Raw genomic sequence first — 26,966 nt, forward strand, 5'->3', positions numbered from 1 at the left:
TTGATGAACGATCCCACCCGTCGAGACCCGGAGGCCTTCCTGCGCCAGGTGGCGCAGGAAGGCCGTGGCCGTCTCAAGATATTCCTTGGCGCGGCGCCGGGTGTCGGCAAGACCTATGAGATGCTGATCGACGGCATGCAACGCCGCAAGGCCGGAATCGATGTCGTGGTGGGCGTGGTAGAAACCCATGGGCGCAAGGAGACCGAGGCGCTTCTGGCCGGGCATGAGATCGTGCCACGGCGCGACATCAATCATAGGGGGCACAGGCTCGGAGAGATGGACATTGACGCCATTCTGGAGCGAGCGCCTGCGTTGGTGCTGGTGGATGAACTGGCGCACACAAATGCGGCCGGGAGCCGGCATCCCAAGCGCTATCAGGATGTCGAGGAACTGCTTGATGCCGGGATCGATGTCTACTCGACCGTGAATATCCAGCATGTCGAAAGTCTGAACGACGTCGTCGCCTCCTTCACGCGCGTCCGCGTGCGCGAGACTGTGCCGGACTCCATTCTCGAAATGGCCGAGATCGAGGTCGTGGATATTCCGCCCGACGAGCTGATCGAGCGACTGAAGGATGGCAAGGTCTATATCCCGCAGGAAGCGACGCGCGCACTCACCCATTTCTTCTCCAAATCCAACCTCACCGCGCTGCGCGAGATGGCGCTGCGACGGGCTGCACAGGCCGTTGATGCGCAGATGCTGGATTATGTCCGGGCTCATGCGCTCGCCGGCAGCTTCGCGGCGGGCGAACGTATCCTCGTTGCCATCAGCGAAGTGCCGAGCGCCCAGGGCCTTGTCCGTGCGGCCAAGCGGCTTGCGGACGCGCTCAAGGCCCCCTGGTCGGCAGTTCATATCGAAACGCAGCGCAGTCTTGCTTTTACGGCACAGGAGCGCGAGCAACTGGCCGACACCATGGCCCTTGCCTCGCGGTTGGGGGCGACGACCGCGACCATTCCGGCGCCGTCGGTGGTGGAAGGCCTTCGCCACTCCGTCGCCGACGCGCGCGCAACACAGATTGTCATCGGCAAGTCCACCCGTCCCTGGTGGTTCGAACTTCGCCATGGATCCGTCGTCGACCAGCTGGTGCGAGAGATTGGCGATGTCGCCGTCCATGTCCTGCCCGGCGACAATGTGGCAAGACGGCAGACACTGGCCGATGGGGCCTTGGGCCAGGGTTGGGGCGATCCGCTCGGCTATATCTGGTCGGCGCTGATGATCGTTGCGATGACGGCGCTTGGGCGGCTGCTGGTCGAGATCATCGATCTTGGCAACATCGCTTTGCTCTACCTCATTCCGGTCATGTTCGCGGCCGCGACCTTCGGGCTGCGCGCCGGTCTGTTCTCGGGCCTGGTGTCCAGCCTTGCCTATAATTTCTTCTTCCTCCCGCCCACCGGCACGCTGACGGTCAGCAATCCGGAAAATGTCATCAGCATCCTGGTGCTGCTGGGCGTCGCCATCGTGACTAGTCAGTTCGCGGCGCGTGTTCGCGCGCAGGCCGATCTGGCCCAGTCCAGCGCCCGCCAAAACGCAGCACTGGCCAGCTTCTCGCGCCAGCTCACGGCTTCGGCGAGCCAGGAAGAATTGATGCAGGCCATCTGCGCCGAGGTTGCGCGCTTGCTGTCGGTGCGAACGGTCCTGCTGCTCCCGTCCAAGGACGGCCCCCAGTTGCGCGCCGCGGTGCCCCCCGAAGACCGGCTCGATCAGATCGAAAAGGCGGCTGCGCAATGGTCGATGGACAATGAACAGCCGGCCGGGCGCGGATCATCCACGCTGACGGCATCCGACTGGCTGTTCCATCCGCTGCGTACCACGCGCGGCGTTCTGGGCGTTCTGGGCCTGGCGCGCGAGGATGCGGGTCAGCCCTTGCGATCGGACCAGATACCTTTGCTCATGAGCCTGCTGGATCAGGCATCGATCGCCTTCGATCGCATGGCGCTGGAGGAGGAGATGCTGGATGTGCGTCAGATCAGAGAGCGGGACCGGCTGCGGTCTGCGCTGCTGTCATCGGTCAGCCATGATTTGCGGACCCCGCTGACGACGATCATTTCGGCGATGCAGGAACTCAGGCGGCAACAGCCATCGAACCTGCTCGATACGGTGGAAGCGGAAGCGAAGCGCCTCAATCGGTTCGTCGCCAATCTCCTTGACATGGCGCGCGTGGAAGCCGGCGCCCTGCCGCTCCGGGTCGAGCCGACCGATCTGTTCGACGCCGTGGCCGGGGCGGTTCACGACACGCGCCAGTCCCTGCTGGGACATGAGGTCAAGGTCGACATATTGCCGGACATTCCGCTTGTCCGGGTCGATCCGACTCTCCTTCATCATTGCCTCATCAACCTGCTCGACAATGCGGGCCGCTATGCCGACCCCGGCACGCCCGTCAGGGTTCAGGGCAGGCGGCTGCCGGACGCCATCACGCTGTCCGTGCTCGATGAAGGACCGGGAATTCCGACCGGTGCGGAGGCTAGGGTCTTCGATACCTTCACGCGACTGGAAGGATCGGACAGGGCGAAGCATGGCACCGGCCTTGGCCTCGCCATCGTCAAGGGCTTTGCGGAAGCGATGGGCCTTACCGTCTCCGCTTCGAGCAACCACGACCCTTTGGGCGCCTGCTTCACGATCACCATCCCGCAACCTCTCATCATTGCCGAATTGCCCCAGAAGGACATCCCATGAAAGTGCGTCACAAGGTGTTGATCGTCGATGACGAGCCGCATATCCGCAAGCTCATCCTCGCCGCGTTGACGCGGGCCGACTATGCGACAGTCGAGGCCGGGAATGCCCGCGAGGCGCTTGAAAAGCTGAAGGAGGAGCGCCCCGACATCAGTCTCCTCGACCTTGGCCTGCCGGACCGGGACGGATTGGAACTTGTTCCCCTGTTCAAGCAACATTCGGACACGACGCTCATCATCGTTTCGGCGCGCGACGCGACCGATCAGAAGGTCGCAGCGCTGGATCTGGGCGCGGACGATTATCTGACCAAACCATTCGACACCGATGAGTTGCTCGCGCGCGTCCGCGTGGCTCTGCGCAATCGCATGACGAAGGATGGCGGCGTCTCCATGGTGCGTGCGGGTGATGTCGAGATCGACCTCATGGCCCGCAACGTCCTAAAGGCCGGAAAGGAAGTGCATTTGACGCCCAAGGAATATGCCGTGCTGGCCCAACTCGCCAAATTCCCCGGTCGGGTGATCACCCATGCACAGATCATGGCGCATGTGTGGCCCAACGAAGTGGAGCATCATGTCGAATATCTGCGGGTTCTGGTCCGCACGCTGCGTCAGAAACTGGAAAGCGATCCACAGCGGCCCCGGATCATCGGCAATGAACTCGGCATCGGCTATCGCCTGCGCTTCAACGTCGAAGGGGAAACCGAAGAGTTCGCGCCGCACGCGCACTGAAATCGGCAGAAACAACCGGCAGCCGTCCGGTTCCGTCTAGCAGGCGGCAGGCGCGGCGAACCTAGTGCGAATTCGGCGGTCGTCGGGATTCCAATGCAATCTCAATTAAAATCGCTGTTTCTCAATCTCGAGATATTATGCGCGGATGCGTATTTTGACGGCCTCCTTTGAGAGGTGTTTGTCATGGCATATTGGCATGAAAGGCTTTCGGCAAGGATCGGACTGAGGCTCGCCGGCCTCGCACTCCTGGCATCGGTCTGGCCGGAAGATGCACTGCTGCGCACGCTCGTCTCGGCCAACCCGGCGGGCGAGGCTTCGCCATCGCAAGTCCTGCTGGCCGCCCTTTTGTTCATGACCGCAAGTGCAGGCATGGCCCTTGCGGTCATGGGGGCCGGTCTCTGGGCGCCCGTTACCGTGTCGGATCGCTGGGCCGCGACTGTGCCGCTCCCTGTTCGGCGCGATCCGTCGGTGCGCGTCGCGGCCTGAATTGTTGGGCAGCGATGCTGTCGCCGTCTGGAGTGGATCATAGTTAAAATACAATGCGATAGGCTATTCCCTCATCTCGATATCAAATGCGGGCCTGCATTAATGACAGTCCTCGCCGGGCAGCACTTCGCCGCCTGGAGCTTTTCAAGAGGGCTTCATGAAAACCGCTTTTGTCGCGCCGCTGCTGATGCTCGGCTCCTTTCCCACATTCGCCCTGGCTCAGGCTGATGCGACCTCGCAGCTCACCGTCACGGGGACCGCGACGATAGCGTCCGACTATCGGTTTCGCGGCGTTTCCCAATCCGATAAGGAAATGGCGATCCAGGGCGGCCTTACGATCGCCCATGAGAATGGTATCTACGCTGGCGCCTGGGGATCAAATCTCTCCGGCTGGGGCACATTTGGCGGCGCCAATATGGAACTGGATCTGATCGCCGGCTATAAGACGCCGCTGGCGGCCAATGCCACGCTCGATATCGGCATGGTCTGGTATATGTATCCTGGTGGCGCCGACGACACGGATTTCGCCGAGCCCTTCATAAAGTTCAGCAGGACGACCGGCCTTGTGACGTTCACCGTAGGGGCAGCCTATGCGCCCAGGCAACAAGCATTGGCCAACATGTCCGGTCATCCTGACAGTCGCGGTCAGAAGAAGGACAATCTGTGTCTTTGGGGAGATGGTGTCGTGGCGATTGCCGGCACGCCGTTCGCTGCAAAGGCACATATCGGCTATTCGAACGGGAATCCGGGACTGGGTCCGAACGGAACCAGCTTGGCCCCGACGGGCGAGTATTGGGACTGGTCGCTCGGCATGGAGGCAACATGGCGCAACCTGACGCTGAATATATCCTATGTCGATACCGACATCTCGACGCGAGAAGCCGCGCGCCTGCAACCCAATTTCAGCAAGGGGCAGGATGGCGTCGGTTCCATCGCGGATAGCGCAATTGTCGCTTCATTGACCGCCGCCTTCTGAACATGCCGGGGGATGGCGTTCGATCTCCCGGGGCACGCCCGGTTTTTCATGTTCGCGATACCATGTGCAATATTCTGCGGTGTCGCGGCCTTGCTTTCCCGAAGATGACCGCTCGGAACACACACATCATGCGCCATGATCCGGGTGGCGGTATGTATCCGGCCAGTCCTTGGCTTCGATTTCCGAATGGCCGAATTAAAGTTTTCAGAATCCATTTCTGTTCGTGAAACGCCGTCGCGTGGTAGTCACTCGCCACCGCGATAACCGCCATAGCTTTCCACGAGAAGCACGAAGGAATGAAGGGCGATATCTTCAAGCCTCGGCATCAGCGGCTCGAAGGGCTTTTCAAAGCCTGCGAAAGGGGTTGTTCCTTCCATCGATGCGGAGATGAAAAGGGCGATGGCGGCGCGATCGGCGGATGGGAGATCCGGCCGCATTTCCCCTACAATGTCGGCAAGAGGCGCCCGTGCTCTCTGATAGAGATCCTGCACGCGGCCCAGTATGAAGGCATCATGATTGGAAAGCGCCCATAGTTCGGGGAAGACATTGGTTGTCTTCTTGCTGCGAATATCCTCCAGAATGAACCTGCAAATCCGTCGCAGGCGTTCCACGGGCGCGCCGCGCATGTGAATGATCTGGTCGAATTCGACCTCATAGCTGCGGATTACCGCTTCCAGCAATTCGCGGACCAGATCCTCGCGGCTGCGATAATGATAGGTCAGGTTGCCGAACTTGATGCCGCTATCAGCTGCGACTCGGCGCATGCTCATGGCGCGATAGCCATCCTCGATCAATATGGTGAGGGCAGTGTGCAGGATGAGCTCGCGGGTCTCGTTCCCTTTGGAATAGCCGCCATCCCGATCCGCCATGATCAGCGCCGCAGTTTGGCCTTCAGCCTCATCCATCTGATTTCTCGATGTTTCCTGTTCGATCGAATGGATCATATGGGTTCGTTAAAATTATGTCGAGTGACAAATTTAGGTCACTTGACAGATTTGTTGCCACTTCTTCATAATTCCTCTCAAGCGGACGAGATCCGCGACAGGAGAGGAAGAGATGCGGTCCATTGGCCTGAGCTTGCTGCTTGGCGCGGCAGTGCCCCAGTCGGCATCTGCCGACACCCGGAAATTCCCCACCCCTTTGCCTGAAGAGGTGCTGCCCAACGTTGCGGTACTACCGGGTATTTGGCCGAAAAGCTGGGTCTTGATCCATGATCTTAACTTCGCGTCGATCCTCGATGGCAAGCTGGCGTTGGTCGACACCCGCTCGGCCGATCGCCCACTCAAGGGGCTGGTGCGCGCGGCCCAGTTCGCCAATGAGCTGGTCGCGCCAGACCGTGGCGAGATTTACACAGCAGAAACATTCTATGGCCGCTTGACCCGTGGTAAACGCACCGACGCCATAACCATATGGGATATGAAGACGCTCCAGCCTAAAGGTGAGATCATCCTGCCCGACGGCAAGCGGCAGCTGTCTGTCACCTATCCCAATGTCTTCCAGTTCACTAATGGCGGCAAATGGGCGCTGGTCGCTAATTTCACCCCTGCCCAGTCGGTCACGGTGGTAGATCTGCACGCCCGCAAGGTGCTGGGTGAGATCGACCTGCCCGGCTGCACCCAAATCTATCCCAGCGGTGAGCGCGGCTTCAGCAGCCTGTGTGCTGACGGATCGGTGTTCAGCGTGACGCTGGATGACAAAGGGCAGGCGGCTTCCTCCAGCAGCGTGGCCAAGGTGCAGGATATCGACCGGCAGCCCTTGTTCGGCACCCCTGCCATGGTCGGGCGCACCGCTTGGTTCGTCAGCTATTATGGCATGGTGCAGGGCATCGACCTGTCCGGCCCGGTCGCCAAACCGCTACCCGGCGCCTTCAGCGTTGATAAAGGGGATGGGGCGAAGGCGGATGGCGGCACGCCGCAATGGCGGCCAGGCGGCTGGCAGGTCATCGCCTCCGACGCGAAAGGGCTGCTCTATGTGCTGATGAGCCCCAACGGCAAGGAAGGCAGCCACAAGGATGGCGGCACCGAAGTCTGGGTTGTCGATCCGGTAAAAAAAGCCCGCCTGTCCCGCATTGCGCTCAAGGGACAGGGGCTGGCCATAGCGGTGACGCGCGAGGATGCGCCGCAACTGATCGTGGCGCGGGCGGACGGCGTAGTCGATGTGCATGACGCCGCGACCGGCGCTTTCGTGCGGACGCTGGGCGCCACGGTCGCGGCCAACCCTATCGTCATCACGGTGCCCTGATGGCCGCGCTCCCTCTTTTCCTCGTCCTACTGCTCGGCGTCTCCGCGCTGCACAAGGCGATCGATCGCCAACGGCTCGGCATCGCGGCGGCGCGGCTCGCAGGGGCACCGGTCTCGACCGGCTCCCTGCTGCTGATTGCGGCAGGTGTTGCGGAGGGCACGGCCGCCCTCTGCCTGCTGCTCGCCCCATTGCGCTTGGCCGGCGCGCTCATCGCCCTGCTGCTCTGGGCGCTCTACGCCCTGCTACTGCTACGCCGCCGTGGTCAGTCGCTCGATTGCGGCTGTGATCTTGTCGCGCGGGAACGGCCGGTCGGCTGGGGCCAGATCGCCCGCCCGGTGTTGCTCGCCGGTCTTGCGGCGCCAGCGGCCCTGTTGCCGCCGGCACCCTTCAGCCTCGATGCGCCGTTCGCCGCCGCCGGCTTCCTTGCGCTCTGGTTCGGTGCGGCCGAACTCCTTGCCATTCCCCGGCCCGTTTGGAGGAAGAACAGATGCTGACATCCCAGATATTGCTGTGGGCGGCGGTGATCGCCCAGGCCTTGCTCATCGCCGCACTCGCCCGGCAAGTCGGCATATTGCATGAACGGATCGCCCCGGCTGGTGCTCTGACCCTGCATCAGGGCGTGAAGATCGGCGAAGTGGCGACACCCATGGATCTCCTCACCATCGACGACGCCAAGCTGCGCGTGGGTGGCAAGCGGGACGGGCGCAGCCAGCTGCTCTTCTTCGCCTCGCCCGACTGTTCGGTCTGCAAGTCGCTGCTGCCGGTGCTGCGCTCCGCCGCCCGCGCGGAGGCGGACTGGATCGACGTCATGATCGCCGGTGACGGCACGAAGCCCGCCTATCGCGCCATGGCGGCCGATCATGGCCTCGATGGCCTTCCGATCATCCTGTCCGAGGCCCTGGGGCGCGCCTTCGGCGTCGCGAAGCTACCCTATGCGGTGCTGCTGGACGAAAGCGGCAGGATCGCCTCGCTCGGCCTCATCAACAGCCGCGAGCATCTGGAAAGCCTGTTCGAGGCGAAGGAGCGCGGTGTCGCCTCGCTTCAGGATTATCTCGCCCGCCGGAAGGAGGCCTGAGCCATGGCCGGTTTCGACAAGTTCGCCGAACGCATGGCGCGCGGCGTAGCGCGTGGCACCTCCCGCCGGTCGCTGTTGGCTTGGCTGGGCGCGGGGATGACCGGCACGGCCCTGCTGCCCGCCTTGCCGGTGGCGCGCGCCTCTACCCATCCCGATGCGGCCCGGCCGGAAATGACATCCGGCACGCCGCAGGATCCCGGCAATCCGGCCAGCTGCGACTATTGGCGCTATTGCGCGATCGACGGCTTCCTCTGCTCCTGCTGCGGCGGCACGGTCAACAGCTGCCCGCCCGGCACGGAAATGTCGCCCATCACCTGGATCGGCACCTGCACCAACCCGGCGGACGGCCGTGCCTATATTATCAGCTATAATGATTGTTGCGGCGTGTCCTCCTGCGGCCAGTGCCTGTGCAACCGCAATGAAGGCGACCGGCCGCAGGTCCGGCCCCAGTCGAACAACGACTATAACTGGTGTCTGGGGACGGAAAGTAGCATCTACAATTGTTCGGTTGCGGCGATCGTCGGCACCGCGCTGGACCAGCCGAAATGAAGGCGGCCGTCGCACTCGCTCTGTTGATGAGCGCCGGCATGGCGCAGGCGGCGCCCGATGGCGCGACCATCTATAATCGCTGCGCCGCCTGCCATACCCGCACCGGTGCCGGCGTGCCGGGCGCCTATCCGCCGCTCGGCGCTGACTTCCGCGCGCTGGCAGCGAAGCCGGGCGGCCGCCGCTATCTGGCGCTGGCCGTTATCAAGGGGCTGAACGGTCCGATCAGCGTGGAGGGCAAGGCCTATCGCGGCATGATGCCGGCGCAGGGCGGGCTGGACGATGCCGGGATCGCCGCCGTACTTAACCATGTCGGCGGCACGATCGCCAGGACAGGGCCGGCCTTCAAGCCCTTCACCGATCAGGAAGTGGCCGGCTATCGGGCTGGGGCGAAGACGCTGGGCGCCGCCGACGTCGCGAAGCTTCATGAAGGGGCGGGCGGCAAATGAAGCTGGTCCCGCTCGCTCTGGCAGGCCTTGTCGCATTGTCCGCGACGCTGGCGGCCAAGGCCAGCGATCGGACGATACCGGGCGTTACCAATCCGGCCAGAGCGCATCAGGACTATATATTGAAATGCCAGGGGTGCCACCGACCGGACGGTAGCGGTGACGATCGCTCCAATCCGCCGATGCGTGGCGTCGTCGCCCGTTTTCTGACGGTGCCGGGCGGGCGGGCCTTTATCGGCCGGGTGCCGGGCGTCGCGACCGTCGATCTGGATGACGAACGCCTCGCCGACCTCGTCAACTGGACGCTGCACAGGTTCGACGCGGAGCATCTGCCGCGCGATTTTCAACCCTATTCGGCGGCGGAAATCGCGGCGCTGCGGCGCAATCCCATCCGTCTCGACCGCGTCGCCACAAGAACGCGGTTGGTGGAGGGCTTTTCTTCGAAAGAGGCGAAACAGACACAATAAAATAGGAGGGAAGAGACATGGGGAAAATCTCCACCAGGGTGCTGGCGCTCGGCGGCACGCTATTGACGGGACTGGCATGGATACATCCCGCGTCCGCGCAGGAAGCCTCTACAAGCGACATCGTCGTCACCGCCGCCAAGCGATCCGAAAATGTGCAATCCGTTCCCATTTCCGTTTCCGCCATCGGCGGCGACGCGCTGGCCAAGTCCCGCATCAGCAATGTCGACAGTCTGGTGACGAAGGTCGCCAATCTCCAGCTTACCTCTATCGTGGGCGACAATACGCCGATCTTCGCGCTGCGCGGCGTGTCGATGTCCGACTACAGCCTCAACCAGTCCAGCCCGGTCGCAACCTATTATGATGAGGTATATAAGGGCAATTTCGCCTTCCTGGGCGTCGCCATGTATGATCTGGAACGGGTCGAGGTGCTGCGCGGACCGCAGGGCACGCTTTATGGCAAGAACACCACCGGCGGCGCGGTGAACATCATCAGCCGCGAGGCGAAGCTAGGCGAAACCAGCGGATATGTGAACGCCGGCTATGGCAATTATAACCGCTATGAGGCGAACGGCGCGGTCAATGTACCGCTCGGCGAGAAAGCGGCGCTGCGCGTAGCGGGCACCTTCGCCCGCGCGGACGGCTGGTTCAAAAATGTCGAGCCGGGCATGCCGGACCTCGCCAGCACCCGCGAATATGCGTTTCGCGGCACGCTGAAGGCCGAGCCGGTCGAGGGGCTAACCTTCGTGCTGCGCGCCTCAACCAGTTTCCAGAATCCGCAAAATTACGGCATCTATGCCCAGCCCGAGGCGGACCATCGCCCCGGCCTGTCCCGCTGGGAGATCGCGTCCGACGTCGCCACCCGCCGCCGCGCCCGCACCACATCGGTGGCGCTGACCACCAATGTCGACCTGTCCGATGCGATCGCGCTGACCAGCATCACCTCCTATGACAAGGGCACGCTCTTCTTCCGCGAGGATACGGACGGCACGGCGACGAAGCTGCTGGAGATTCCCTATTATGACAGGGCGAACCAGTTTGCGCAGGATCTGCGCTTGACCAGCGATACCGGCGGACCGTTCGACTTCATCCTGGGCGTCTATTTCAACCGGGAGAAAGTCTTCAACCGCACCGCCTTTGAAATCGCGACCGATGTGGACGTGAATGATGACGGCACGATCGATGCGCAGGATTGCGCCGACGGCCTGCCGCTGGCCTGCAAGGTGCAGAACCAGTTCAGCCAGGTGAAGAAGAGCGTCGCCATCTACTCCGACCTCAAATACAAGATCGGGGAGGCGTTGACGCTGCGCGGCGGCCTTCGCTACACGCATGATACGGGCCGTCAGAACGGCTTCATCTCGCAGGCGCTGGGCGTGGACGACAGCGTCGTCGCGACCCTGATCCCGCTATCCAACCTGCGCTTCAGCAAGGATAATTTTTCCGGCAAGATCGGCCTCGATTACAAGCTGGCCGACGGCAATCTCCTCTATGCCAGTGTCAGCCGCGGCTATCGCGCGCCCAGCTTCAATGCCCAGGCCTTCTTCGATCCGTCCGAACTGTCGGTGGCGAAGGCGGAGCAAGTGACATCCTATGAAGTCGGCGCGAAAACGCAGTTCTGGGATCGCCGCGTCACGCTGAACGTCGCCGGCTTTTATTATGACTACAAGAACCAGCAGTTCATCAATGTCGACCCGGCCAGCGCCGCCCAGACGCTGCTCAATATACCCAAGTCGCGCATCTATGGCGGAGAAGCGGAACTGACCATCCGAGCCGCCGACATGCTCACGCTGCGCGCGGGCATGGGCGTGCTATCGGCCAAGATAAAGCAGGGCACCGTCAGCGGCGTCGATGTATCCGACAATCGCCTGTCCAACGCGCCTAGCCTGACGGTCAATGGCGGGATCGACTGGACGGTCGCGCAGGGCGGCTTCGGCAGCCTCTCCTTCCATCCCGAAGTCGCCTATCAGTCGAGCCAATATTTCGAAGTGCTCAACATCCCCCGCCTGAAACAGAAGGGCTATGCGCTGCTCAGCGGCCATCTCGACTGGGAAAGCGCGGACGAGCGGTTCAACGTTTCGCTCTGGGCAAGGAATCTTACGAAGAAATTCTACTTCACTTCGCGGGTTGATCTGCTCGCGGGCTTCGGTTTCGACTATAATCATATCGGCAATCCGCGCACCTATGGCGTGACGGTCGGCGCAAAATTCTGAAAAAAGGCGCAAGGAGAGGAACATGGCGGAATATAAGCTGCTGATCGGCGGCGAACTGATCGATGGCGACCTCCAGATGGAGGTCGTCAATCCAGCGACCGGCGCGCCTTTCGTCACCGTGGCGCGCGCCTCGCCCGCTCAGGCGGATCAGGCGATCACCGCCGCCAAGGCAGGCCAGCCGGGCTGGGCGGCCGTGCCCTATGCGGATCGGCAGGGCAAGCTGGTGGCGCTGGCCGACGCCATCGCCGCCAACGCCCATGACCTCGCCCGATTGCTGACGCTGGAGCAGGGCAAGCCGCTGCCCGAGGCGCAAGGGGAAGTCGCCTGGACTGAGGGGTTCCTGCGCCATTATGCCACGCTGGAGCTGCCCGACCGGATCATTCAGGACGACGAAGCCGGCTATATCGGGGTTAAGCACAAGCCGCTGGGCGTCGTCGTCGGCATCATCGCCTGGAACTTTCCGCTGCTGGTCGCCTGCTGGAAGATCGGGCCGGCGGTGCTGGCGGGCAATGCGATCGTGCTGAAGCCTGCGCCCACCACGCCCGTCACGGCACTGGCGCTGGGTGCGCTTTGCCGCGACATCTTCCCGGCCGGCGTCGTCAACATTATCACCGATGCGAACGATCTCGGCCCGCAACTGACCGCCCATCCCGACGTCGCCAAGATCGGCTTCACCGGATCGACCGCGACCGGCAAGCGCATCGCCGCCGGCAGCGCCGATGGGCTTAAGCGCGTGACGCTGGAACTGGGCGGAAACGACCCGGCGATCGTGCTGGAGGATGTCGATGTGCGCGAAACGGCGAAAGCCATTTTCGGCAACGCCTTCCTCAATGCCGGGCAGGTCTGCCTCGCGGTCAAGCGCGCCTATGTCCATGCCGACATTTACGACGCCATGTGCGCGGAACTGGCGGCGCTGGCGCAAGCGGCGATCGTCGGCGACGGGCTGGAGCAGGGGACGCAAATCGGCCCGATCCAGAACGCGGCCCAATATGAGAAGGTGAAGGGCTTCCTCGATGCCGCACGGGCCGACGGTACGATCGTCGCGGGCGGGCAGGCGATGGAGCGTGCCGGCTATTTCATCGCGCCGACCATCGTGCGCGACGTGACCGACGGCATGAAGATCGTCGATGAAGAACAGTTCGGCCCCATCCTTCCGCTCATCCGGTTCGACGATGTGGAGGATGTGATCGCCCGCGCCAATGCGTCCGACTATGGGCTGGGCGGGTCGGTCTGGTCCGCGGATGTGGAACGCGCCGCCGCCATCGCCGCACGGATCGAAAGCGGGCAGGTGTGGGTCAACCAGCATATCGCCATCGGTCCGCACATCCCGATGGCAGGCTTCAAGAATAGCGGCCTTGGCGTCGAACAGGCCGAAGAGGGGCTTGCCGAATATACCCAGCTGCAAGTCATCAACATCAAGCGATGAGCGCGTTGTCGATCGCGGGGGGCGCCACCGACGTTCCGCTGCTGGAAACCACCATCGGTCAGGCGCTGCTGAATGTCGTGGCGGACCATCGCGACGGGCTGGCGCTGGTGTCGCGGCATCAGGCGATCCGCTGGACCTGGGCGCAATTGCTGGCGCAGGTCGATGCCGTCGCTACCGGCCTGCTGGATCTGGGTGTCGGGAAGGGCGACCGGGTCGGCATCTGGGCGCCCAATTGCGCGGAATGGACGGTGATCCAGTTTGCGACGGCACGGATCGGCGCTGTCCTCGTCAACATCAACCCGGCCTATCGCACCAGTGAAGTCGATTATGCGTTGAACAAGGTCGGATGCAGCTTGCTGGTTACGGCGCCGCGCTTCAAGAGCAGCGACTATGTCGCCATGTTGCGGGAAATCGGGCCGGACCGGCTGCCCGCGCTGCGCCATGTGGTCGTGCTGGGTGATGAACGGCATGACGGCTGGCTGAACTGGACCGACCTGCTGGTGCAGGCCGATCCCGACCGCCTGACCGCGATCGAAGCGACACTCGACCGCAACGACGCGATCAACATCCAGTTCACCAGCGGCACCACCGGCCAGCCCAAGGGCGCGACGCTCACGCACCGCAACGTGCTCAACAACGGCTATTTCTCGGCCCGCACGATGCGCCTCACCGCCGCCGACCGGCTCTGTATTCCGGTACCGCTTTATCATTGTTTCGGCATGGTGCTGGGCAATATGGCGGCGCTGACCAGTGGCGCGGCGATGGTCTATCCCGGCGAAGCCTATGATCCCCGGCTGGTGCTGGACACGGTGCAGGGGGAAGGCTGCACCATGCTGCACGGTGTGCCGACCATGTTCATCACCATATTGAACCAGCCCGACCTCGACGCCTTCGACATATCGACCCTGCGCACCGGCATAATGGCGGGATCGCCATGCCCGGAAACGGTGATGCGGCAGGTGATGGACCGGCTGAATCTGAGGCAGATCACCATCGGTTACGGCATGACCGAAACCAGCCCGCTCACCACCCAGACCGCCACCGACGACCCGCTGGAGGAACGGGTGACGACGGTCGGCCGCGTCCACCCCCATGCGGAGGCGAAGGTCGTCGGTCCCGATGGTGCGATCCTCCCGATCGGCCAGCAGGGCGAATATTGCTCGCGCGGCTATGCCGTGATGCTTGGATACTGGAACGATCCCGATCGCACGGCGGAAGCGATCGATGCAGAAGGCTGGATGCATTCAGGCGACCTGGCGACGATGGATTCGCGCGGCTATGTTCGCATCACCGGACGGATCAAGGACATGATCATCCGTGGCGGCGAAAATATCTATCCCCGCGAGATAGAGGAATATCTGCTCGGCCACCCCGCCGTCGCCGACGCACAGGTCTTCGGCGTCGCAGACGAGAAGTTCGGTGAAGCGGTGTGTGCTTGGATCATTTCCAGGCCGGGCGCGTGCCTGACGGAACAGGATATTCTCGATCATTGTCAAGGACGCATCGCTCATTTCAAGATTCCGCGTTATGTGCGTATCGTCCAACGGTTCGAGATGACGGTGACGGGGAAGGCGCAGAAGTTCGAGATGCGGGCGATCATGGAACGGGAATTGGGCCTTGCCATCTGACACCAGCGACCCGCAGGCTTATTTCCGGCGAATGGACGATGGGCAATTCATGCCGACGCACCATGTCGGTGGCGCCTGGAACGTCACCGAACAGCATGTCGCTCCGGCGATTGGCTTGCTTGCCCATGCGGTCGAGGCTGATCATGCGGCGCGACGGACGGACCGGCTTCAGGTCGCGCGCCTGTCCTACGACATTTGGGGCACGATCCCGATGGACGCGGTCAGTGTCGAGATCACGGTGTTGCGACCGGGGCGGACTATCGAGCTGGTGGAAGCCCGGCTCTGCCATGACGGTCGCCCGGCGATCGTCCTGCGCGCCTGGCTGACGCAGGCATATGACAGCGCGACTATCGCTGCTGACAATTTTCCGACCCTGCCCTTACCCGAAACGCTGTCCGCCTGGACCCCATCCAGCCTCTGGGCTGGCGGCTTCATCGCCAGTGTCGAGGTCAGGCGCGAGCAGGAACGGCCAGGCCGCGCCCGTTGCTGGGTGCGATCGCAGCTGGCATTGATCGATGGGGAGCCGGTGTCGGCGACGGCCAGGATCATGGGCTTGATCGATATCGCCAACGGCCTCACCCCGATCGCGTCGCCGGCCGACGTCGCCTTCCCCAATCTTGACCTCACCGCCCATTTCTTCCGTTCTCCCATAGGGGAGTGGGTTGGCTTCGATATTTCCGTTTCGAGCGGTCCGACGGGCGTGGGCCTCACCCACAGCATCCTTCACGACGAAAGCGGCCCCCTTGGCACGCTGTCGCAATGCCTGACAGTGCGTCCCGCATTGAAGGCCCACGGCCGGGAATAAATGTTGCAGCGACCTGCGGTGGCGAGAAAGACCGCCGGTGTCTGGACGAATGATTTTTGCGACCACGGCGCCGATAGTGATGGCTTCCTATTTTTTGATATAAGAAATTGATAATATGTAATATTATTCCGATCTATATGTCGTTCGGACTGCAAAACGGCCGTTCGATCAAAGATTTCTAATGCTTCTGGCAGCAATGCTTGTGAGACATATCTCTACTTTATAAATAGATAAACCGGCATTGTTGTGTGTCGGAAGGATGATGATGAGCCTGTTCCGGTTCTGGAGCCAAAGGTGGAATCGATTGCGGGAGGTGGCGCGGCAGGAGTTTCTGCGTGAACCTTACATCATATTGTTCGAGCATGGCTCGGAGAAGGCATCGGTGGCAGTTCGCGAAACGGCTCATGGTCGCTGAAATGCTGACCCGGCGGGACTTTGTCGGCGCCAGTGCCGTATCCTGCCTGCTTCTGGCTGGTTGCGCTGCCGGCAAGGGTGGTCGCCCGGTCCTGCGAGTATCCGTCACCGGCAAGGGCGAGGGGGATACGCGGTTGCTGTTCAAGGCAGCCGGCATCAGGCCGGAAGGCTTTGACCTTGCCTATAGTGAGTTCCAGTCCGGTCATCTGGTCGTCGAAGCGTTGAACGGCGGGTCGCTCGACTATGGCGGCATGAGCGAAATTCCGCCGATCTTCGCGGCGGCGTCGACCATCCAGAGCTTCCGCCAGATCGCCGTGGCCCATGGCGACGTCAACAATCAGGTCGTGTTGGTTCCCAGGGGATCGAAGGCGACATCCATTGCTCACCTCAAGGGCAAGCGCGTCGGCTATGTGCGCGCCACCACGTCTCAATATTTCCTGATCCGGATGTTGGAAGAGGTGGGTCTGACCTGGGACGACATCAAGCCGGTTGCCATGGGCGTTTCGGACGGCGCTGCGGCTTTTTCCCAGGGGGCGTTGGATGGCTGGGCGATCTATGGTTTTCCGATCCAGCGCGCCATCGCGACCGAGGGAGCGCGCATCCTGAAGACGGCCTATGGCATATTGTCTGGCAATTATCTGGTGTCGGCTCATGTCGATGCGCTGGCCGACCCGGAAAAGACGAAGATCATCCGCGAATATCTCTCCTTGGTTCAGAAGGCCTATGGCTGGGCCGCAGCTAATCAGGATCAATGGGCGGGCATCATCGCTCAGGATATCGGGGTGCCGCGCGATTATGTGCTGGACCAGTTCAAGCGCAAGAGCGCCAGTTATGAACTGCGACCAGTGACCGATCAGGCCGTCGCCTCGCAACAGCAGGTCGCCGACCTATTCTTTCAGCAAAAACTCCTTCCCAGGGCGGTGGATGTTCGTCCGCTCTGGGATGCCCGTTTCAACGACGCCATTCCGAAGAGAGTCTGACATCATGGCAAGCCAGGCAATTGTCCCAGATCAGGAAACCTATCCTGCCAGCGCACTGGCGTTGAGCGCCGAACAACTCGACCGGCTGACAAGGCAGCTGGCAGGGACGGTCGAGCAATATGACCGCAGCGCCGAATTCCCCCGTGCCAATTTCGATATGCTGGCGAAGGAGGGGCTGATCGGCCTTACCGTTTCGCGCGAGCTTGGCGGCCGGGCAGCGTCGCTTTCCGAGGCGATCCGTGTACTGGGCGCGGTGGCGAAGGGGGAGCCGTCGACTGCGCTGATCCTCTTCATGACCTATCACTGATAGGTGCATTTTCTAGCTTAGGGTCAGGACCCATTGATGTGAGAGGCGCGCTGTGATTCAGGCTCTGTAAGGAGAACGGCCGCCCGATCAGTTTCTTTATGTGCGAGCTAGGTCAGCAATTATATCGGTGCTGCCGACCTGCTCGACGAGCTTGCCAAAGCGCAATGGCTGCTGGCGGATCGTGGTTATGATGCCGACTGGTTCCGCGAAGCCTTGCAGGAAAAGGGCATCACCCCCCTGCATCCCGGGCCGAAAGTCCCGGAATAAGGCCGTCAAATACGACAAGCGCCGCTACAAACGGCGCAACCGCATCGAGATCATGTTCGGTCGTCTCAAAGACTGGCGCCGCGTCGCGACCCGCTATGACCGACGCCCAACAGCCCTCTTCTCCGCTATCGCACTCGCCGCAACCGTCATCTTCTGGCTCTGATCAGCGTGTCCTGACCCTAGGCAAAAGGGCAGGGGCCGGCCTTAGCAGAAGTGGACAATGTCCTTTGCCGCCCTTCCGCCCGTTAACGGCGGGAGCCTATAAGACGCCTGTAACCGGCCGGGCCGGTTGATCGAAAGGACAGGTCATGGGAAATATCGTCGGGGCGGGCCTGCTGGCGCACGCGCCCACCATCATCCTGTTCGACGCGCACTGGTTCACGACAGTTGAATTCTGCGTCACCGCGCAGCACAGGCGAACAGGGCTATACGCATACGACGAATTGCCGCGCGGTATGTGCTAGGTGCCTATGATCTGCCCGGAAATCCCGAACTTGCCCGGCTGATCGCGGAGGAAGCGACAGCCGCGGGCGTGCGCACCAGCGCGGTGGAAGATCCCTATCTGCCCATCCATTATCCGACCGTGAACATCGCCCATTTTCTGAACCGGGGGAAGGAATGGCTGTCGGTTAGCTGCGCCCAGACCGGAGAAACGGACGATTTTCTGCGCGTAGAAAGGGGGGTGGGAAGGGCCGTCGCGCGGTCTGGTCGTCGCGTCGTCCTGATCGCCAGCGGCTCGATGAGCCATCGTTTCTGGCCGCTTCGCAGCTGGCCGATCATGAGGCGTCTGACCTCATCACATCAGCCGCCCGGAAGCGCGAGAGGCGGATCTGGAGCGGCTGGAATGGTTCAGGCAGGGCAATCATGCCGCCGTCATCGAAACCATGCCGGAATTTCTGAAACATGTGCCCGAAGCCCGTTTCGGCCATTATCTGATGATGGCAAGGGCGCTGGGCGGGTGCGACTGGGCGGCCAAAGGCCGACTCTACAGCGACTATGAGAATGCCACGGGCACAAGCCAAGTTCATGTATGGTCCGACATAACATGATGGATTGCTTCGGTTTGTAATGATCTGATCCTAGTTCAAGCGTGGCGGAGCATCGAGTTGCTGCGCCACGCTTATGTGAATGCCTGCTACCCGCCGCACTTAGGGTGACGGACTTTGGCCGCGACCACTGCCGGTCGGAGGGATATGCCACCAGGCGCGTTTTACTGGCGGCCGTTCGCCCTGCACCGCCCGAATGATCGCTGTGCTGTCCTACAACAGTTTGCCCTATGGCGCGGCGTGCCACGACCCCGGCGTTGCACGATATGAGGAACGATACCGCAGTCGCGTGATCGGCAATCTCCAGCGCTGCGAAGGCCTTCGGATTTTACCTCCGTTTTTTAGGAGCGCTACCTCGTTCTTGCTTCCTGAGATAGCTCAGTGGTTAAGGCTTAGTGCGCCGTACCAAGGGCTGGTCATCCGCGTGGTCTGGCGCTCATTCTCCTCACCCTGATCCTGACGTCAGGGGCCATTGGCGGCGTGAGTTGAGACCGCTCCTGGATGCTGGCGGCCCGTTTACCTATTCCGCTTGGCCAAGAACCTATTCAAGCGAAAAGCCGAGGTCGCGGGAATGGAGGATGAAGGCCCGCAGACGAAATTCCGCCTGCGCAAATCCCGACAATCGCTCGACCTCGGCACAAATATGGGTGGCAGGCCGGTCTTTGAAAAGCAGATCTCCGCGATTTTCATGCCCGTCGCAAGGGACGAACCTTTGTGTTTTTGGCAGACGATGCGTGCACACCGCCTGCCAGGAAGACCTGTCGCTGTTGCTGATTTATGGCAGTTTCGTCAGAGCCAGCGGACTTGACCGGTCGCCAGCTCATAAACAGCGCCGACAACCTTTAACTCGCCACGCTCCTGCGGCTCGATAAGCATGGGTTCAGAGAATTTCTGGAGCCGTTCGACCATCCGCCGCACATTTTCCTCGACCGCCGCGTCGACCAGTTGCGCCTCACCGACATTGCGCTGCGCCGCCAGAACCGCCGGAACAATAGGCTCGATCATGCGGGCAATGCTCCCGGGGAACCGCGCGTCCTTCGTCACAACATCGGCCGCTGCGGCGACGGCTCCGCACTTCTCATGCCCCAGAACCACGATCAGCGGCACCTTCAGCACGGCGACCGAATATTCGATTGATCCCATGCCGGCGGTATCTACATTGTTCCCGGCCGTGCGGACGATGAATAGTTCGCCAAGGCCGGCTCCGAACAATTGCTCCGGACCTACGCGGGAGTCCGAGCAGCCCACCAAAGTGGCGAACGGCTGCTGCCCCTCGGCGAGAGCAAGTCGCCGCTCGCGCGACAGATCGGACGTTAACGGCTGGTCAGCCACGAAGGCGTTGTTGCCGCTGACCAGCAGTTGCAAGGCTTCGTCCGGGGTCGGCTGGTTGGCAAGTGCGTTGACAGATGTCGCCACCGATATTCTCCTTTTTAACGGTCGCAAAGAAGTTGGGTATCGTTGATCAAAAACGCATAGCTCTTTTGTGACGTTTCGTGTCCGCGCTGCATAAAATGCGGCGTGGCTTGCAAGCCGGCCCACTGATCCACGGACAAGCTTCCCGCCAAATGGTTTTCAAAGCTATCAGCTACGGATAGGTGAGCGGGAACACACACCGCATGACTTCAAGGGAACGCAGATTGACCTGAGTGGTCGATTTTTTGCGCGTTTGCCTGCGCGATACGTCGCGGCGATCTCTCCGACAACTCATGCGACATGCGCATGGGCATGTCCGATAATTGCATTGGATAATGCGCTTGGCCGTCGCTTATCGGCCGCTTGATCGACGATTTGGCGTTCTTGCGAAGAGCAACAGCGAAGAAGAGCAAATGCACATTCCATCGTTTATTCACCGTCGGCATCTTATTGATCCTGTCACGGCATTACGTCCGTTGGCCATGCTGCATAGGGTCTTCTCAGCCTTACCCAGATGTCAGGCCATGCAACGCGGGGTTAGCGTGCAGTCCGCCTTGGCTGAAGCTGATGCGATCACTTCAGGTCGATTTACGTCCACTTTTGGGTTGTTCGCTGTCGAGCATGTCTAAAAAACAGGCTTTCGCTGCCGCTCTGTACCTTTCGGCCGTCCTGTCGATGCCCGCCGCCGCACAGACGGCGGACGAGGTTTCGCAACTCAGACGGATGGTCGAGGACCAGCGCACCCACATTTCCGATCTAGAAGCACGGCTGGCCGTGATGGAACGGATGATGGCGGCCACACACCCGCGCGAGCCGCTCGCAGCCTCCGCCCAGCCATTGCATCTTCCTGAGACGGCGCCGACCGACATGGCGCGCGCGCGCAATCAGCCCTCACCGCTGGGCCGACCTCTGCCATCGGATGTCCACCCAATTCCGCTGGACGAACGGCTCGCACAGATCGAGGCCGCGCAGAAGGATATGGTGCACGTCAACTGGTCCAAGGGAACGCCAGAGTTTTCCAGCAGCGACGGCAATCTGACGTTCCGCCCCCGTGGACGCATCCTGATCGACCTAGGGAACACCAGTGGCTCCAGCGATTCCAGCCGCAACATCACGGCGACGCAGGCGCGTTCGCTGCGCCTCGGCATGGAGGGGTCCATCGGCAGGCACCTGTCCTATGTGCTGGAAGGGGACTTTGCGGACAATGCCGTTTCCATCAAATCCGCCTATATGGCCTGGACGGCCAGATTGCTGGGGCAACAGGCCGAATTCGCGCTGGGCAACCGTCTGAACGACCGCAGCCTTGACGGGTCGAGCGGCACCATCTCTGTGCCCTTCATCGAGCGCAATGTCGTGGGGCAAGGCATCATTCCGGTGCGCGGATTTTTCGGACTCGGCGTCGCGGCGCGCGTATATGGCCGTAACTGGCATGTCGGGGTCCAGTTGTCCGGCGACGATATCACAAACCCGGAAACGGCCAGCGACGGCGTGACACTGGCCGGACGCATGCACTGGAACCCGGTCAAAACCGACGACCTGATACTCCATCTGGGTGTCTGGGGTTTCTACGAGCATATCGCGGGCGACGTCACGCGGCCAACGCGCGCTATCGCTATCGGCGGCTTCTTCAACGACCGTTTGCGGGTCACGCCCGGTACATTCGCCGATCCGAACAAAGGGACCGGATACGGGTTCGAGGCAGGCCTGTTTAATCGTTCACTATGGGCTTATGGTGAATTCGGAAACAGGCGTTTGATGAGCGAGACGGCTGTTTCGACCAAGCAGTCTGCCTGGGCCGTGGCGGCGGGATGGTTCCTGACGGGCGAAACCACCCCCTATCTGGCGCGAGGCGGGATATGGAGCAGGCCAAATGTAATCGATCCGCTTACCGGCGGCGGCAGCGGTGCGTTCGAGATCGCCGTGCGATACGAAACCATCGATTATAGCGACAATCCGACTGGCGGAAGAGGCGCAGCCTCGACTCTAGGCCTTAACTGGTATCTGAACAACTTCGTCCGGCTACAATTGAACGCCATAGAATGGTCGGTGCACAACCCCAGCGGCATGATCATGGGAACCGACCATGGCCGAACGGTGGTGACGCGCGCGCAGATATCGTTCTGAGCGGCATCGCCTGCGGTTTATGATCGGCTCCAGACCGGAACGCGCATAAGGCGGATTCCCGAAATTGGCCTTCCATTCATGCCTGCTAGACATGATCAGTTGGATAAAATAGCACTATACATGCGGTCAATGGAATAATTTCTCAAATATGATCCGCTTATGGTATCGAGTGGCCGACCCTCACGCGATATTCCGGTGCCTTCATGCTGACGATCAATTGTGAACTGCTCGACCTTCGCGCCCTTGTCGCCGTGTCGGACGGGCGCAGCTTTCATCGGGCGGCGCAGCAGCTCAACCTTTCGCAACCCGCGCTGAGCCGGCGGATACAGAAGCTTGAAAATGCGGTGGGAACCCTGCTGATCGAGCGGACGACGCGTACCGTCCGGCTGACACCGTCGGGACAGGAGGTTATTCCGCTCATTCGCCGGATGCTCGACGAAATCGATGGGTCGCTGGTGGGGCTGATGGCGCAGGGCGAGCGTCAGGCCGGGCGCATAACCATGGCCAGCGTGCCCAGCGCGACGGTGCGTTTCCTGCCGCAGGTGCTCCAGCAATTCGGGGAGGATTATCGCAACACTCGCGTCCGTATCCTCGACCTGTCCGCGACCGAATGTGCGGAGGCGGTGCGGACGGGGGAAGCGGAATTCGGCCTGTCGCTGCCCGTTTCCGTCGATTCCGATTTGTCCTACACCCCGCTGCATGAAGATCCCTATGGCCTGATCTGCCGCAAGGACGATCCTTTGGCGACGAAGCCGGATGTGGCATGGGCCGACCTGATCGGCATGCGGCTCGTCACCGTCCACCGGGCCAGCGGCAATCGCACGACGCTTGAAGCGGGCCTTGCCGCGCAGGGCATCAATCTGACATGGTTTTATGAAGTCACGCGGCTGACGTCTGCTCTGGCGCTGGTCGATGCTGGCCTTGGACCGTCGATCCTGCCGCGTCTCGCCTGCGAAGGGCCGGAAGCGCGCGATCTGGTCTGGCGGCCGCTGGGAGAACCGGTGATCGCGCGCACGATCGGCCTGCTCAAACGGCCTGCTGCGCCCCTGTCGCCCGCCGCGTCGCGGCTCGTCAATCTGCTGACGGCGGCGTGGACTGCGGCCTGACCAGCCGGATCGCCGCGCCGTCCCATCGGGCGACCAGCAGCGACGCGCTGATATTCGCAAGCCCGCTGGTCAGCGCCCGCATGGTCGACAGGATGCGATCGACTGCGATCAGCATCGCCGCTGCGCCCACCGGTATGTCGGGCAGCAGCGACAGGGTCAGAAGCAGGGCGGAAAAGCCGCTCCCCGTCACGCCCGCCGCCGTTTTCGATGTTGCCAGCATGACGATCAGGTACAGTGCAAGCCGGTCCGGCGGCATCGCTATGTCGAGCGCTTCGGACAGGAACAGCGTCGCCACCACCAGATAGATCGCCGTCCCCGCCAAATTGAGCGTGTAGCCTAGCGGCACGACCAACCCCACCACCGCAGGGCTGGCCCCCAGCGTTTCCAGCTTCGTCATCAGCCGGGGCAATACGACCTCGCTGGATGACGTGCCCACCACGATCAGCAGTTCATCGCGAAAGTAGCGTAGCAGCCGTAAGGGCGACAGGCCTGTCACCGCGCGGACAACGATCAGAAGCACGCATATTACGGTCAGGCAGGCCAGCGCCAGCGTAGCCACGAGCATACCCAGCGATCCGATAAAGCCGATGCCATAGGTGCCGACCGTATAGGCGATAGCACCAAAGGCTCCGACGGGTGCGATCCGCACGAGAAAGCCGAAAATGGCGAACTGCAATTGCGTCAGCGCCCGCAGTCCTTTGGCGATCGGTTCGCCCGCCGGCCCGATGCGGACCAGCCCGAAGCCGACCAGTCCCGCGATAAACAGCACCGGCAGCACGTCTCCGGCGGTGAAGGCGGAGAAGAAGGTTTCCGGCACCATCCGCAGCAGGAATTCGCCCGGACCGTTGATGGGGGCGGCGGCCAGTTGTCGGTGCAGGTCGAGGTTCACGGGAACCGGCGGCAGGCTCAATCCCGCGCCGGGCCGCATCAGGCTGGCGACGGTCGTGCCGGCCAGCAGGGCGATGATCGTTATCGCCAAAAAGATGATCAATGCACGGGCGATGGTCGATCCTGTGCGCAGCGCCCCCCCATGCAGCACGATGCCGTCGACGATGGTGCAGAACAGGATCGGCGGCACCATCATGCGCATCGTCTTGATGAAGGCGATGCCCAGCGGACCAAGCCCGACGCCGACCGCAGGCCAGACATGGCCTACGATCGTACCGGCGACGATGCCCAGGATCATCTGGACATAGAGCTGACGAAGCACCCTGTTCTCCCGATTTATGCGCAATGTACATTAACTGCCCCGGTCATTGCATTTGATAAATTTATCGCCAGCCGCTTCTATCGTCAAACGAATGTCGCGTCGCGGATCAGTTTGCATCCACCGACACAAGGATCGCCCATAGAGGCATGCGCAAGGGAGCGGAACGGCAATGCAACGGCCATCGAACAATTTTTCATGACGGCCCTGCGATCGTTCCGCTTGCGGCGGCGCATGGGATCGGCGCTGGCCCTGTTGGCCGCGCCCCTGCTCTTCGGGTGCCAGACCCTATCCATTACGCCCGCCCCGAAGGTGACGTCCTCCGCTGAACTGCATGTCTTCACATCAGGCGGGTTCAACATCGCGTTCGACGCGTTGGCAAAGCAATATACGGCTGAAACCGGCACGCGCATCGTCACGGGACATGGCCCCTCCATGGGAGACACGCCCCAGGCCATTCCTGCGCGCCTTGCACGGCATGAAGATGCCGATGTCGTGATCCTTGCGCGCTCCGCGCTCGACCGTCTTGCGGCCGAGGGCAAGGTGACACCCGGCACGCAGGTCGACCTGGGCCTCTCGAAGATCGCGGTCGCGATCAAGGCAGGCGCGCCCATTCCCGACATTTCGACGCCGCAGGCTCTGCGCGCCACCTTGATCGCTGCGAAATCGGTTGCGTGGTCGGACAGTGCGAGCGGCGTCTACATCCAGACAACGATGCTCGATAAACTGGGCGTCGCCGATCAGGTCCGCCCCAAGGGCCGCATGATTCCCGCCACGCCCGTCGGCGAGATCGTCGCCAGCGGGCAGGCCGAAATCGGTTTCCAGCAATTGTCGGAACTGAAACCCGTCAAGGGGATCCGCATTATCGGCCTGCTTCCCGACTCCCTTCAGAAGGTCACGGCCTTCTCCGGCGGCATCGTCGCCTATTCCTCCAGACAGCAGCCGGCTCGCGCCCTGCTGGACTATCTTTCCTCCTCCAAGGCCGATGCCGTCATCCGTGAAAGCGGGCTGGAACCGGCATCACGAAAGGCGAAACCATGACTGCGCAAACGACCCTGACTGGCGGCGACATCGCCGAAGTCACGGCGGAAAAAAAGACATCCGCCTTCAAGTCCATCTTCATCGTCGCCAGCGGTAACTTTCTGGAGATGTTCGATTTCATGGTGTTCGGCTATTACGCCACCTATATTTCGAAGGCTTTCTTCCCCACCGGCAGCGAATTCGCGTCGCTTCTGCTGACCTTGATGACCTTTGGCGCGGGCTTCCTGATGCGGCCGGTCGGCGCGTTGGTGCTGGGCGCTTATGTGGATCATCATGGTCGCCGCAAGGGGCTGTTACTGGTTCTAGGCCTAATGGCGCTCGGCACGCTGGCCATCGCCATCACGCCCACCTATGAGCAGATCGGCCTTGCCGCGCCGCTGATCATTCTGGCCGGACGTCTCGTTCAGGGTCTGTCGGCAGGGGTCGAGGTCGGCGGCGTATCCGTCTACCTCAACGAAATCGCGCCGCCGCACCGCAAGGGTTTCTTCACCTCGTGGCAGTCCGCCAGCCAGCAGGCGGCGGTGGTGTTCGCCGCGCTGATCGGTCTGATCGTGTCGACCAGCCTGTCGCCCGAAACGATGCAGGCTTGGGGCTGGCGCATCCCCTTCATCATCGGCTGCGTGATGATCCCCTTCCTGTTCATCATCCGCCGCCATGTCGAGGAAACCGAAGCCTTCCTCAACCGCAAGGAACATCCCAAGATCGGCCAGATCATGCGGATCATCGGCAATAACTGGGGCATCGTCCTTCAAGGCGCTCTGATGGCGGTGATGACGACTGTCTTCTTCTACATGATCACCGCCTACACGCCCACTTTTGGCAGCAAGGTGCTGAACCTGGGTGCGGGCGACGCGCTTTTCGTCACCGCCTGCGTCGGCCTCACCAACTTCATCCTGCTCCCGGTAATGGGGGCGCTGTCGGACAAGGTCGGTCGTCGTCCGCTGCTGATCACCGCAACCGTGCTGGGTGCGGTGCTGGCCTATCCGCTGATGAGCTGGCTGGTGGCCGATCCGAGCTTCGGCAAGCTGCTGGCCGTCGAACTGCTGCTGGCCGCCATCTACGCCACCTATAACGGCGCCTTCATCGTCTATCTGACTGAGATCATTCCGGGCCATGTCCGCACGGTCGGCTTCAGCCTGGCCTACAGCATGGCAACGGCGATCTTCGGTGGTTTCACCCCTGCGATCAGCACCGCGCTGATCGGCGTGACGGGGGACAAGGCGATCCCCGGCGCATGGTGCGCCGCCGCCGCCCTCATTTCCCTGCTCGCGCTGCTGATCGGCAGCCGTATCAACCGCCACGCGGGGGATCAGGCCTAAACACTCACTGACTTTTTAATACCAACGATAAAAAATCCGGG

Annotated in this window: 26 protein-coding genes and 1 pseudogene; 24 read left to right on the forward strand and 3 right to left on the reverse strand. The window is 61.9% G+C overall.

Annotated elements, in window-relative coordinates; genetic code table 11:
• Positions 1 to 3: 3 nt before the first annotated feature.
• The 4 genes from DM806_RS25560 to DM806_RS25575 all read left to right on the forward strand — a co-directional run bounded on the left by DM806_RS25560 (position 4) and on the right by DM806_RS25575 (position 4,860).
• Positions 4 to 2,673: a sensor histidine kinase gene (locus tag DM806_RS25560; RefSeq protein WP_179045969.1), complete on the forward strand. Its 2,670-nt coding sequence runs from the start codon at positions 4 to 6 to the stop codon at positions 2,671 to 2,673.
• A complete protein-coding gene (locus DM806_RS25565) occupies positions 2,670 to 3,398 on the forward strand; it encodes a response regulator (protein ID WP_179045970.1) in 729 nt (242 codons plus the stop codon). The genes DM806_RS25560 and DM806_RS25565 overlap by 4 nt, the downstream gene beginning before the upstream one ends.
• A gap of 183 nt (positions 3,399 to 3,581) precedes the next feature.
• Positions 3,582 to 3,884 (forward strand): hypothetical protein, encoded by a 303-nt coding sequence (locus DM806_RS25570; RefSeq protein ID WP_179045971.1) that lies wholly within the window; start codon positions 3,582 to 3,584, stop codon positions 3,882 to 3,884.
• A gap of 157 nt (positions 3,885 to 4,041) precedes the next feature.
• Positions 4,042 to 4,860, forward strand: a complete 819-nt coding sequence (locus DM806_RS25575) for a TorF family putative porin (RefSeq protein WP_179045972.1) — start codon at positions 4,042 to 4,044, stop codon at positions 4,858 to 4,860.
• A 245-nt stretch (positions 4,861 to 5,105) separates the two neighbouring features.
• Here DM806_RS25575 and DM806_RS25580 read toward each other — a convergent pair whose 3' ends face one another.
• Entirely contained in the window at positions 5,106 to 5,804 is a 699-nt protein-coding gene (locus DM806_RS25580; protein WP_256869495.1) for a TetR/AcrR family transcriptional regulator, read from the reverse strand.
• A 112-nt stretch (positions 5,805 to 5,916) separates the two neighbouring features.
• Between DM806_RS25580 and DM806_RS25585 the strand changes: the two genes are divergently transcribed.
• The 16 genes and pseudogenes from DM806_RS25585 (at position 5,917) to DM806_RS25655 (ending at position 19,523) form a co-directional block, all read left to right on the forward strand.
• On the forward strand, positions 5,917 to 7,101 hold the full coding sequence (locus tag DM806_RS25585; RefSeq protein WP_179045974.1) for an amine dehydrogenase large subunit: 1,185 nt from the start codon (positions 5,917 to 5,919) through the stop codon (positions 7,099 to 7,101).
• Positions 7,101 to 7,595 (forward strand): MauE/DoxX family redox-associated membrane protein, encoded by a 495-nt coding sequence (locus DM806_RS25590; protein ID WP_179045975.1) that lies wholly within the window; start codon positions 7,101 to 7,103, stop codon positions 7,593 to 7,595. The genes DM806_RS25585 and DM806_RS25590 overlap by 1 nt, the downstream gene beginning before the upstream one ends.
• The gene (locus DM806_RS25595) at positions 7,589 to 8,176 is read left to right on the forward strand and encodes a methylamine dehydrogenase (RefSeq protein ID WP_179045976.1); all 588 of its coding nucleotides are present in this window, start codon (positions 7,589 to 7,591) and stop codon (positions 8,174 to 8,176) included. Before DM806_RS25590 ends, DM806_RS25595 begins: the two co-directional genes overlap by 7 nt.
• 3 nt (positions 8,177 to 8,179) lie before the next feature.
• Positions 8,180 to 8,725, forward strand: coding sequence for a methylamine dehydrogenase light chain (locus DM806_RS25600; protein ID WP_179045977.1), 546 nt, complete (start codon positions 8,180 to 8,182; stop codon positions 8,723 to 8,725).
• A complete protein-coding gene (locus DM806_RS25605; protein WP_179045978.1) occupies positions 8,722 to 9,171 on the forward strand; it encodes a c-type cytochrome in 450 nt (149 codons plus the stop codon). The genes DM806_RS25600 and DM806_RS25605 overlap by 4 nt, the downstream gene beginning before the upstream one ends.
• On the forward strand, positions 9,168 to 9,635 hold the full coding sequence (locus DM806_RS25610) for a c-type cytochrome (protein WP_179045979.1): 468 nt from the start codon (positions 9,168 to 9,170) through the stop codon (positions 9,633 to 9,635). The genes DM806_RS25605 and DM806_RS25610 overlap by 4 nt, the downstream gene beginning before the upstream one ends.
• 17 nt (positions 9,636 to 9,652) lie before the next feature.
• Positions 9,653 to 11,842, forward strand: a complete 2,190-nt coding sequence (locus DM806_RS25615; protein WP_179045980.1) for a TonB-dependent receptor — start codon at positions 9,653 to 9,655, stop codon at positions 11,840 to 11,842.
• A 22-nt stretch (positions 11,843 to 11,864) separates the two neighbouring features.
• Positions 11,865 to 13,268: an aldehyde dehydrogenase family protein gene (locus tag DM806_RS25620; RefSeq protein WP_179045981.1), complete on the forward strand. Its 1,404-nt coding sequence runs from the start codon at positions 11,865 to 11,867 to the stop codon at positions 13,266 to 13,268.
• Positions 13,265 to 14,896: an AMP-binding protein gene (locus DM806_RS25625; RefSeq protein WP_179045982.1), complete on the forward strand. Its 1,632-nt coding sequence runs from the start codon at positions 13,265 to 13,267 to the stop codon at positions 14,894 to 14,896. Before DM806_RS25620 ends, DM806_RS25625 begins: the two co-directional genes overlap by 4 nt.
• The gene (locus DM806_RS25630) at positions 14,886 to 15,701 is read left to right on the forward strand and encodes a thioesterase family protein (RefSeq protein ID WP_256869496.1); all 816 of its coding nucleotides are present in this window, start codon (positions 14,886 to 14,888) and stop codon (positions 15,699 to 15,701) included. Before DM806_RS25625 ends, DM806_RS25630 begins: the two co-directional genes overlap by 11 nt.
• Before the next feature lie 404 nt (positions 15,702 to 16,105).
• On the forward strand, positions 16,106 to 17,095 hold the full coding sequence (locus tag DM806_RS25635; RefSeq protein ID WP_256869497.1) for an ABC transporter substrate-binding protein: 990 nt from the start codon (positions 16,106 to 16,108) through the stop codon (positions 17,093 to 17,095).
• A 4-nt stretch (positions 17,096 to 17,099) separates the two neighbouring features.
• Entirely contained in the window at positions 17,100 to 17,402 is a 303-nt protein-coding gene (locus tag DM806_RS25640) for an acyl-CoA dehydrogenase family protein (protein ID WP_256869498.1), read from the forward strand.
• A 74-nt stretch (positions 17,403 to 17,476) separates the two neighbouring features.
• A pseudogene (locus DM806_RS25645) lies at positions 17,477 to 17,832 on the forward strand (IS5 family transposase); the annotation flags it as partial.
• 145 nt (positions 17,833 to 17,977) lie between these two features.
• The gene (locus tag DM806_RS27030; protein WP_218647659.1) at positions 17,978 to 18,133 is read left to right on the forward strand and encodes a hypothetical protein; all 156 of its coding nucleotides are present in this window, start codon (positions 17,978 to 17,980) and stop codon (positions 18,131 to 18,133) included.
• Complete coding sequence (locus DM806_RS27895) at positions 18,127 to 18,669, forward strand: hypothetical protein (protein WP_218647660.1); 543 nt, start codon at positions 18,127 to 18,129, stop codon at positions 18,667 to 18,669. The genes DM806_RS27030 and DM806_RS27895 overlap by 7 nt, the downstream gene beginning before the upstream one ends.
• A 575-nt stretch (positions 18,670 to 19,244) precedes the next feature.
• Positions 19,245 to 19,523, forward strand: coding sequence for a hypothetical protein (locus DM806_RS25655; RefSeq protein ID WP_179045983.1), 279 nt, complete (start codon positions 19,245 to 19,247; stop codon positions 19,521 to 19,523).
• On the opposite strand, the gene DM806_RS25660 is transcribed toward DM806_RS25655, so the two are convergent.
• A complete protein-coding gene (locus tag DM806_RS25660; protein WP_179045984.1) occupies positions 19,505 to 20,131 on the reverse strand; it encodes a carbonic anhydrase in 627 nt (208 codons plus the stop codon). The two genes, DM806_RS25655 and DM806_RS25660, sit on opposite strands and share 19 nt — an antisense overlap.
• Before the next feature lie 360 nt (positions 20,132 to 20,491).
• Here DM806_RS25660 and DM806_RS25665 point away from each other — a divergent pair, with 360 nt between their 5' ends.
• Together DM806_RS25665 and DM806_RS25670 are read left to right on the forward strand one after the other, a co-directional pair.
• Positions 20,492 to 22,252 (forward strand): porin, encoded by a 1,761-nt coding sequence (locus tag DM806_RS25665; protein ID WP_179045985.1) that lies wholly within the window; start codon positions 20,492 to 20,494, stop codon positions 22,250 to 22,252.
• Positions 22,253 to 22,455: 203 nt separating this feature from the next.
• The gene (locus DM806_RS25670) at positions 22,456 to 23,358 is read left to right on the forward strand and encodes a LysR family transcriptional regulator (RefSeq protein ID WP_218647661.1); all 903 of its coding nucleotides are present in this window, start codon (positions 22,456 to 22,458) and stop codon (positions 23,356 to 23,358) included.
• On the opposite strand, the gene DM806_RS25675 is transcribed toward DM806_RS25670, so the two are convergent.
• Positions 23,324 to 24,568, reverse strand: a complete 1,245-nt coding sequence (locus DM806_RS25675) for a cation:dicarboxylate symporter family transporter (RefSeq protein ID WP_179045986.1) — start codon at positions 24,566 to 24,568, stop codon at positions 23,324 to 23,326. The two genes, DM806_RS25670 and DM806_RS25675, sit on opposite strands and share 35 nt — an antisense overlap.
• Before the next feature lie 195 nt (positions 24,569 to 24,763).
• Between DM806_RS25675 and DM806_RS25680 the strand changes: the two genes are divergently transcribed.
• Together DM806_RS25680 and DM806_RS25685 are read left to right on the forward strand one after the other, a co-directional pair.
• Complete coding sequence (locus DM806_RS25680) at positions 24,764 to 25,606, forward strand: substrate-binding domain-containing protein (RefSeq protein ID WP_179045987.1); 843 nt, start codon at positions 24,764 to 24,766, stop codon at positions 25,604 to 25,606.
• A complete protein-coding gene (locus tag DM806_RS25685) occupies positions 25,603 to 26,925 on the forward strand; it encodes an MFS transporter (protein ID WP_179045988.1) in 1,323 nt (440 codons plus the stop codon). The genes DM806_RS25680 and DM806_RS25685 overlap by 4 nt, the downstream gene beginning before the upstream one ends.
• Positions 26,926 to 26,966: the final 41 nt, after the last annotated feature.

This window comes from Sphingobium lactosutens (genome assembly GCF_013393185.1).
Classification (GTDB): domain Bacteria; phylum Pseudomonadota; class Alphaproteobacteria; order Sphingomonadales; family Sphingomonadaceae; genus Sphingobium; species Sphingobium lactosutens_A.

What these genes read in the sequence shown, in the direction of transcription:
- DM806_RS25560 (WP_179045969.1), top strand. Translation starts at nt 4, where the DNA reads ATGAACGATCCCACCCGTCGAGACCCGGAGGCCTTCCTGCGCCAGGTG.
- DM806_RS25565 (WP_179045970.1), top strand. Translation starts at nt 2,670, where the DNA reads ATGAAAGTGCGTCACAAGGTGTTGATCGTCGATGACGAGCCGCATATC.
- DM806_RS25570 (WP_179045971.1), top strand. Translation starts at nt 3,582, where the DNA reads ATGGCATATTGGCATGAAAGGCTTTCGGCAAGGATCGGACTGAGGCTC.
- DM806_RS25575 (WP_179045972.1), top strand. Translation starts at nt 4,042, where the DNA reads ATGAAAACCGCTTTTGTCGCGCCGCTGCTGATGCTCGGCTCCTTTCCC.
- DM806_RS25580 (WP_256869495.1), bottom strand. Translation starts at nt 5,804, where the DNA reads ATGATCCATTCGATCGAACAGGAAACATCGAGAAATCAGATGGATGAG.
- DM806_RS25585 (WP_179045974.1), top strand. Translation starts at nt 5,917, where the DNA reads ATGCGGTCCATTGGCCTGAGCTTGCTGCTTGGCGCGGCAGTGCCCCAG.
- DM806_RS25590 (WP_179045975.1), top strand. Translation starts at nt 7,101, where the DNA reads ATGGCCGCGCTCCCTCTTTTCCTCGTCCTACTGCTCGGCGTCTCCGCG.
- DM806_RS25595 (WP_179045976.1), top strand. Translation starts at nt 7,589, where the DNA reads ATGCTGACATCCCAGATATTGCTGTGGGCGGCGGTGATCGCCCAGGCC.
- DM806_RS25600 (WP_179045977.1), top strand. Translation starts at nt 8,180, where the DNA reads ATGGCCGGTTTCGACAAGTTCGCCGAACGCATGGCGCGCGGCGTAGCG.
- DM806_RS25605 (WP_179045978.1), top strand. Translation starts at nt 8,722, where the DNA reads ATGAAGGCGGCCGTCGCACTCGCTCTGTTGATGAGCGCCGGCATGGCG.
- DM806_RS25610 (WP_179045979.1), top strand. Translation starts at nt 9,168, where the DNA reads ATGAAGCTGGTCCCGCTCGCTCTGGCAGGCCTTGTCGCATTGTCCGCG.
- DM806_RS25615 (WP_179045980.1), top strand. Translation starts at nt 9,653, where the DNA reads ATGGGGAAAATCTCCACCAGGGTGCTGGCGCTCGGCGGCACGCTATTG.
- DM806_RS25620 (WP_179045981.1), top strand. Translation starts at nt 11,865, where the DNA reads ATGGCGGAATATAAGCTGCTGATCGGCGGCGAACTGATCGATGGCGAC.
- DM806_RS25625 (WP_179045982.1), top strand. Translation starts at nt 13,265, where the DNA reads ATGAGCGCGTTGTCGATCGCGGGGGGCGCCACCGACGTTCCGCTGCTG.
- DM806_RS25635 (WP_256869497.1), top strand. Translation starts at nt 16,106, where the DNA reads ATGGTCGCTGAAATGCTGACCCGGCGGGACTTTGTCGGCGCCAGTGCC.
- DM806_RS25640 (WP_256869498.1), top strand. Translation starts at nt 17,100, where the DNA reads ATGGCAAGCCAGGCAATTGTCCCAGATCAGGAAACCTATCCTGCCAGC.
- DM806_RS27030 (WP_218647659.1), top strand. Translation starts at nt 17,978, where the DNA reads ATGGGAAATATCGTCGGGGCGGGCCTGCTGGCGCACGCGCCCACCATC.
- DM806_RS25670 (WP_218647661.1), top strand. Translation starts at nt 22,456, where the DNA reads ATGCTGACGATCAATTGTGAACTGCTCGACCTTCGCGCCCTTGTCGCC.
- DM806_RS25680 (WP_179045987.1), top strand. Translation starts at nt 24,764, where the DNA reads ATGACGGCCCTGCGATCGTTCCGCTTGCGGCGGCGCATGGGATCGGCG.
- DM806_RS25685 (WP_179045988.1), top strand. Translation starts at nt 25,603, where the DNA reads ATGACTGCGCAAACGACCCTGACTGGCGGCGACATCGCCGAAGTCACG.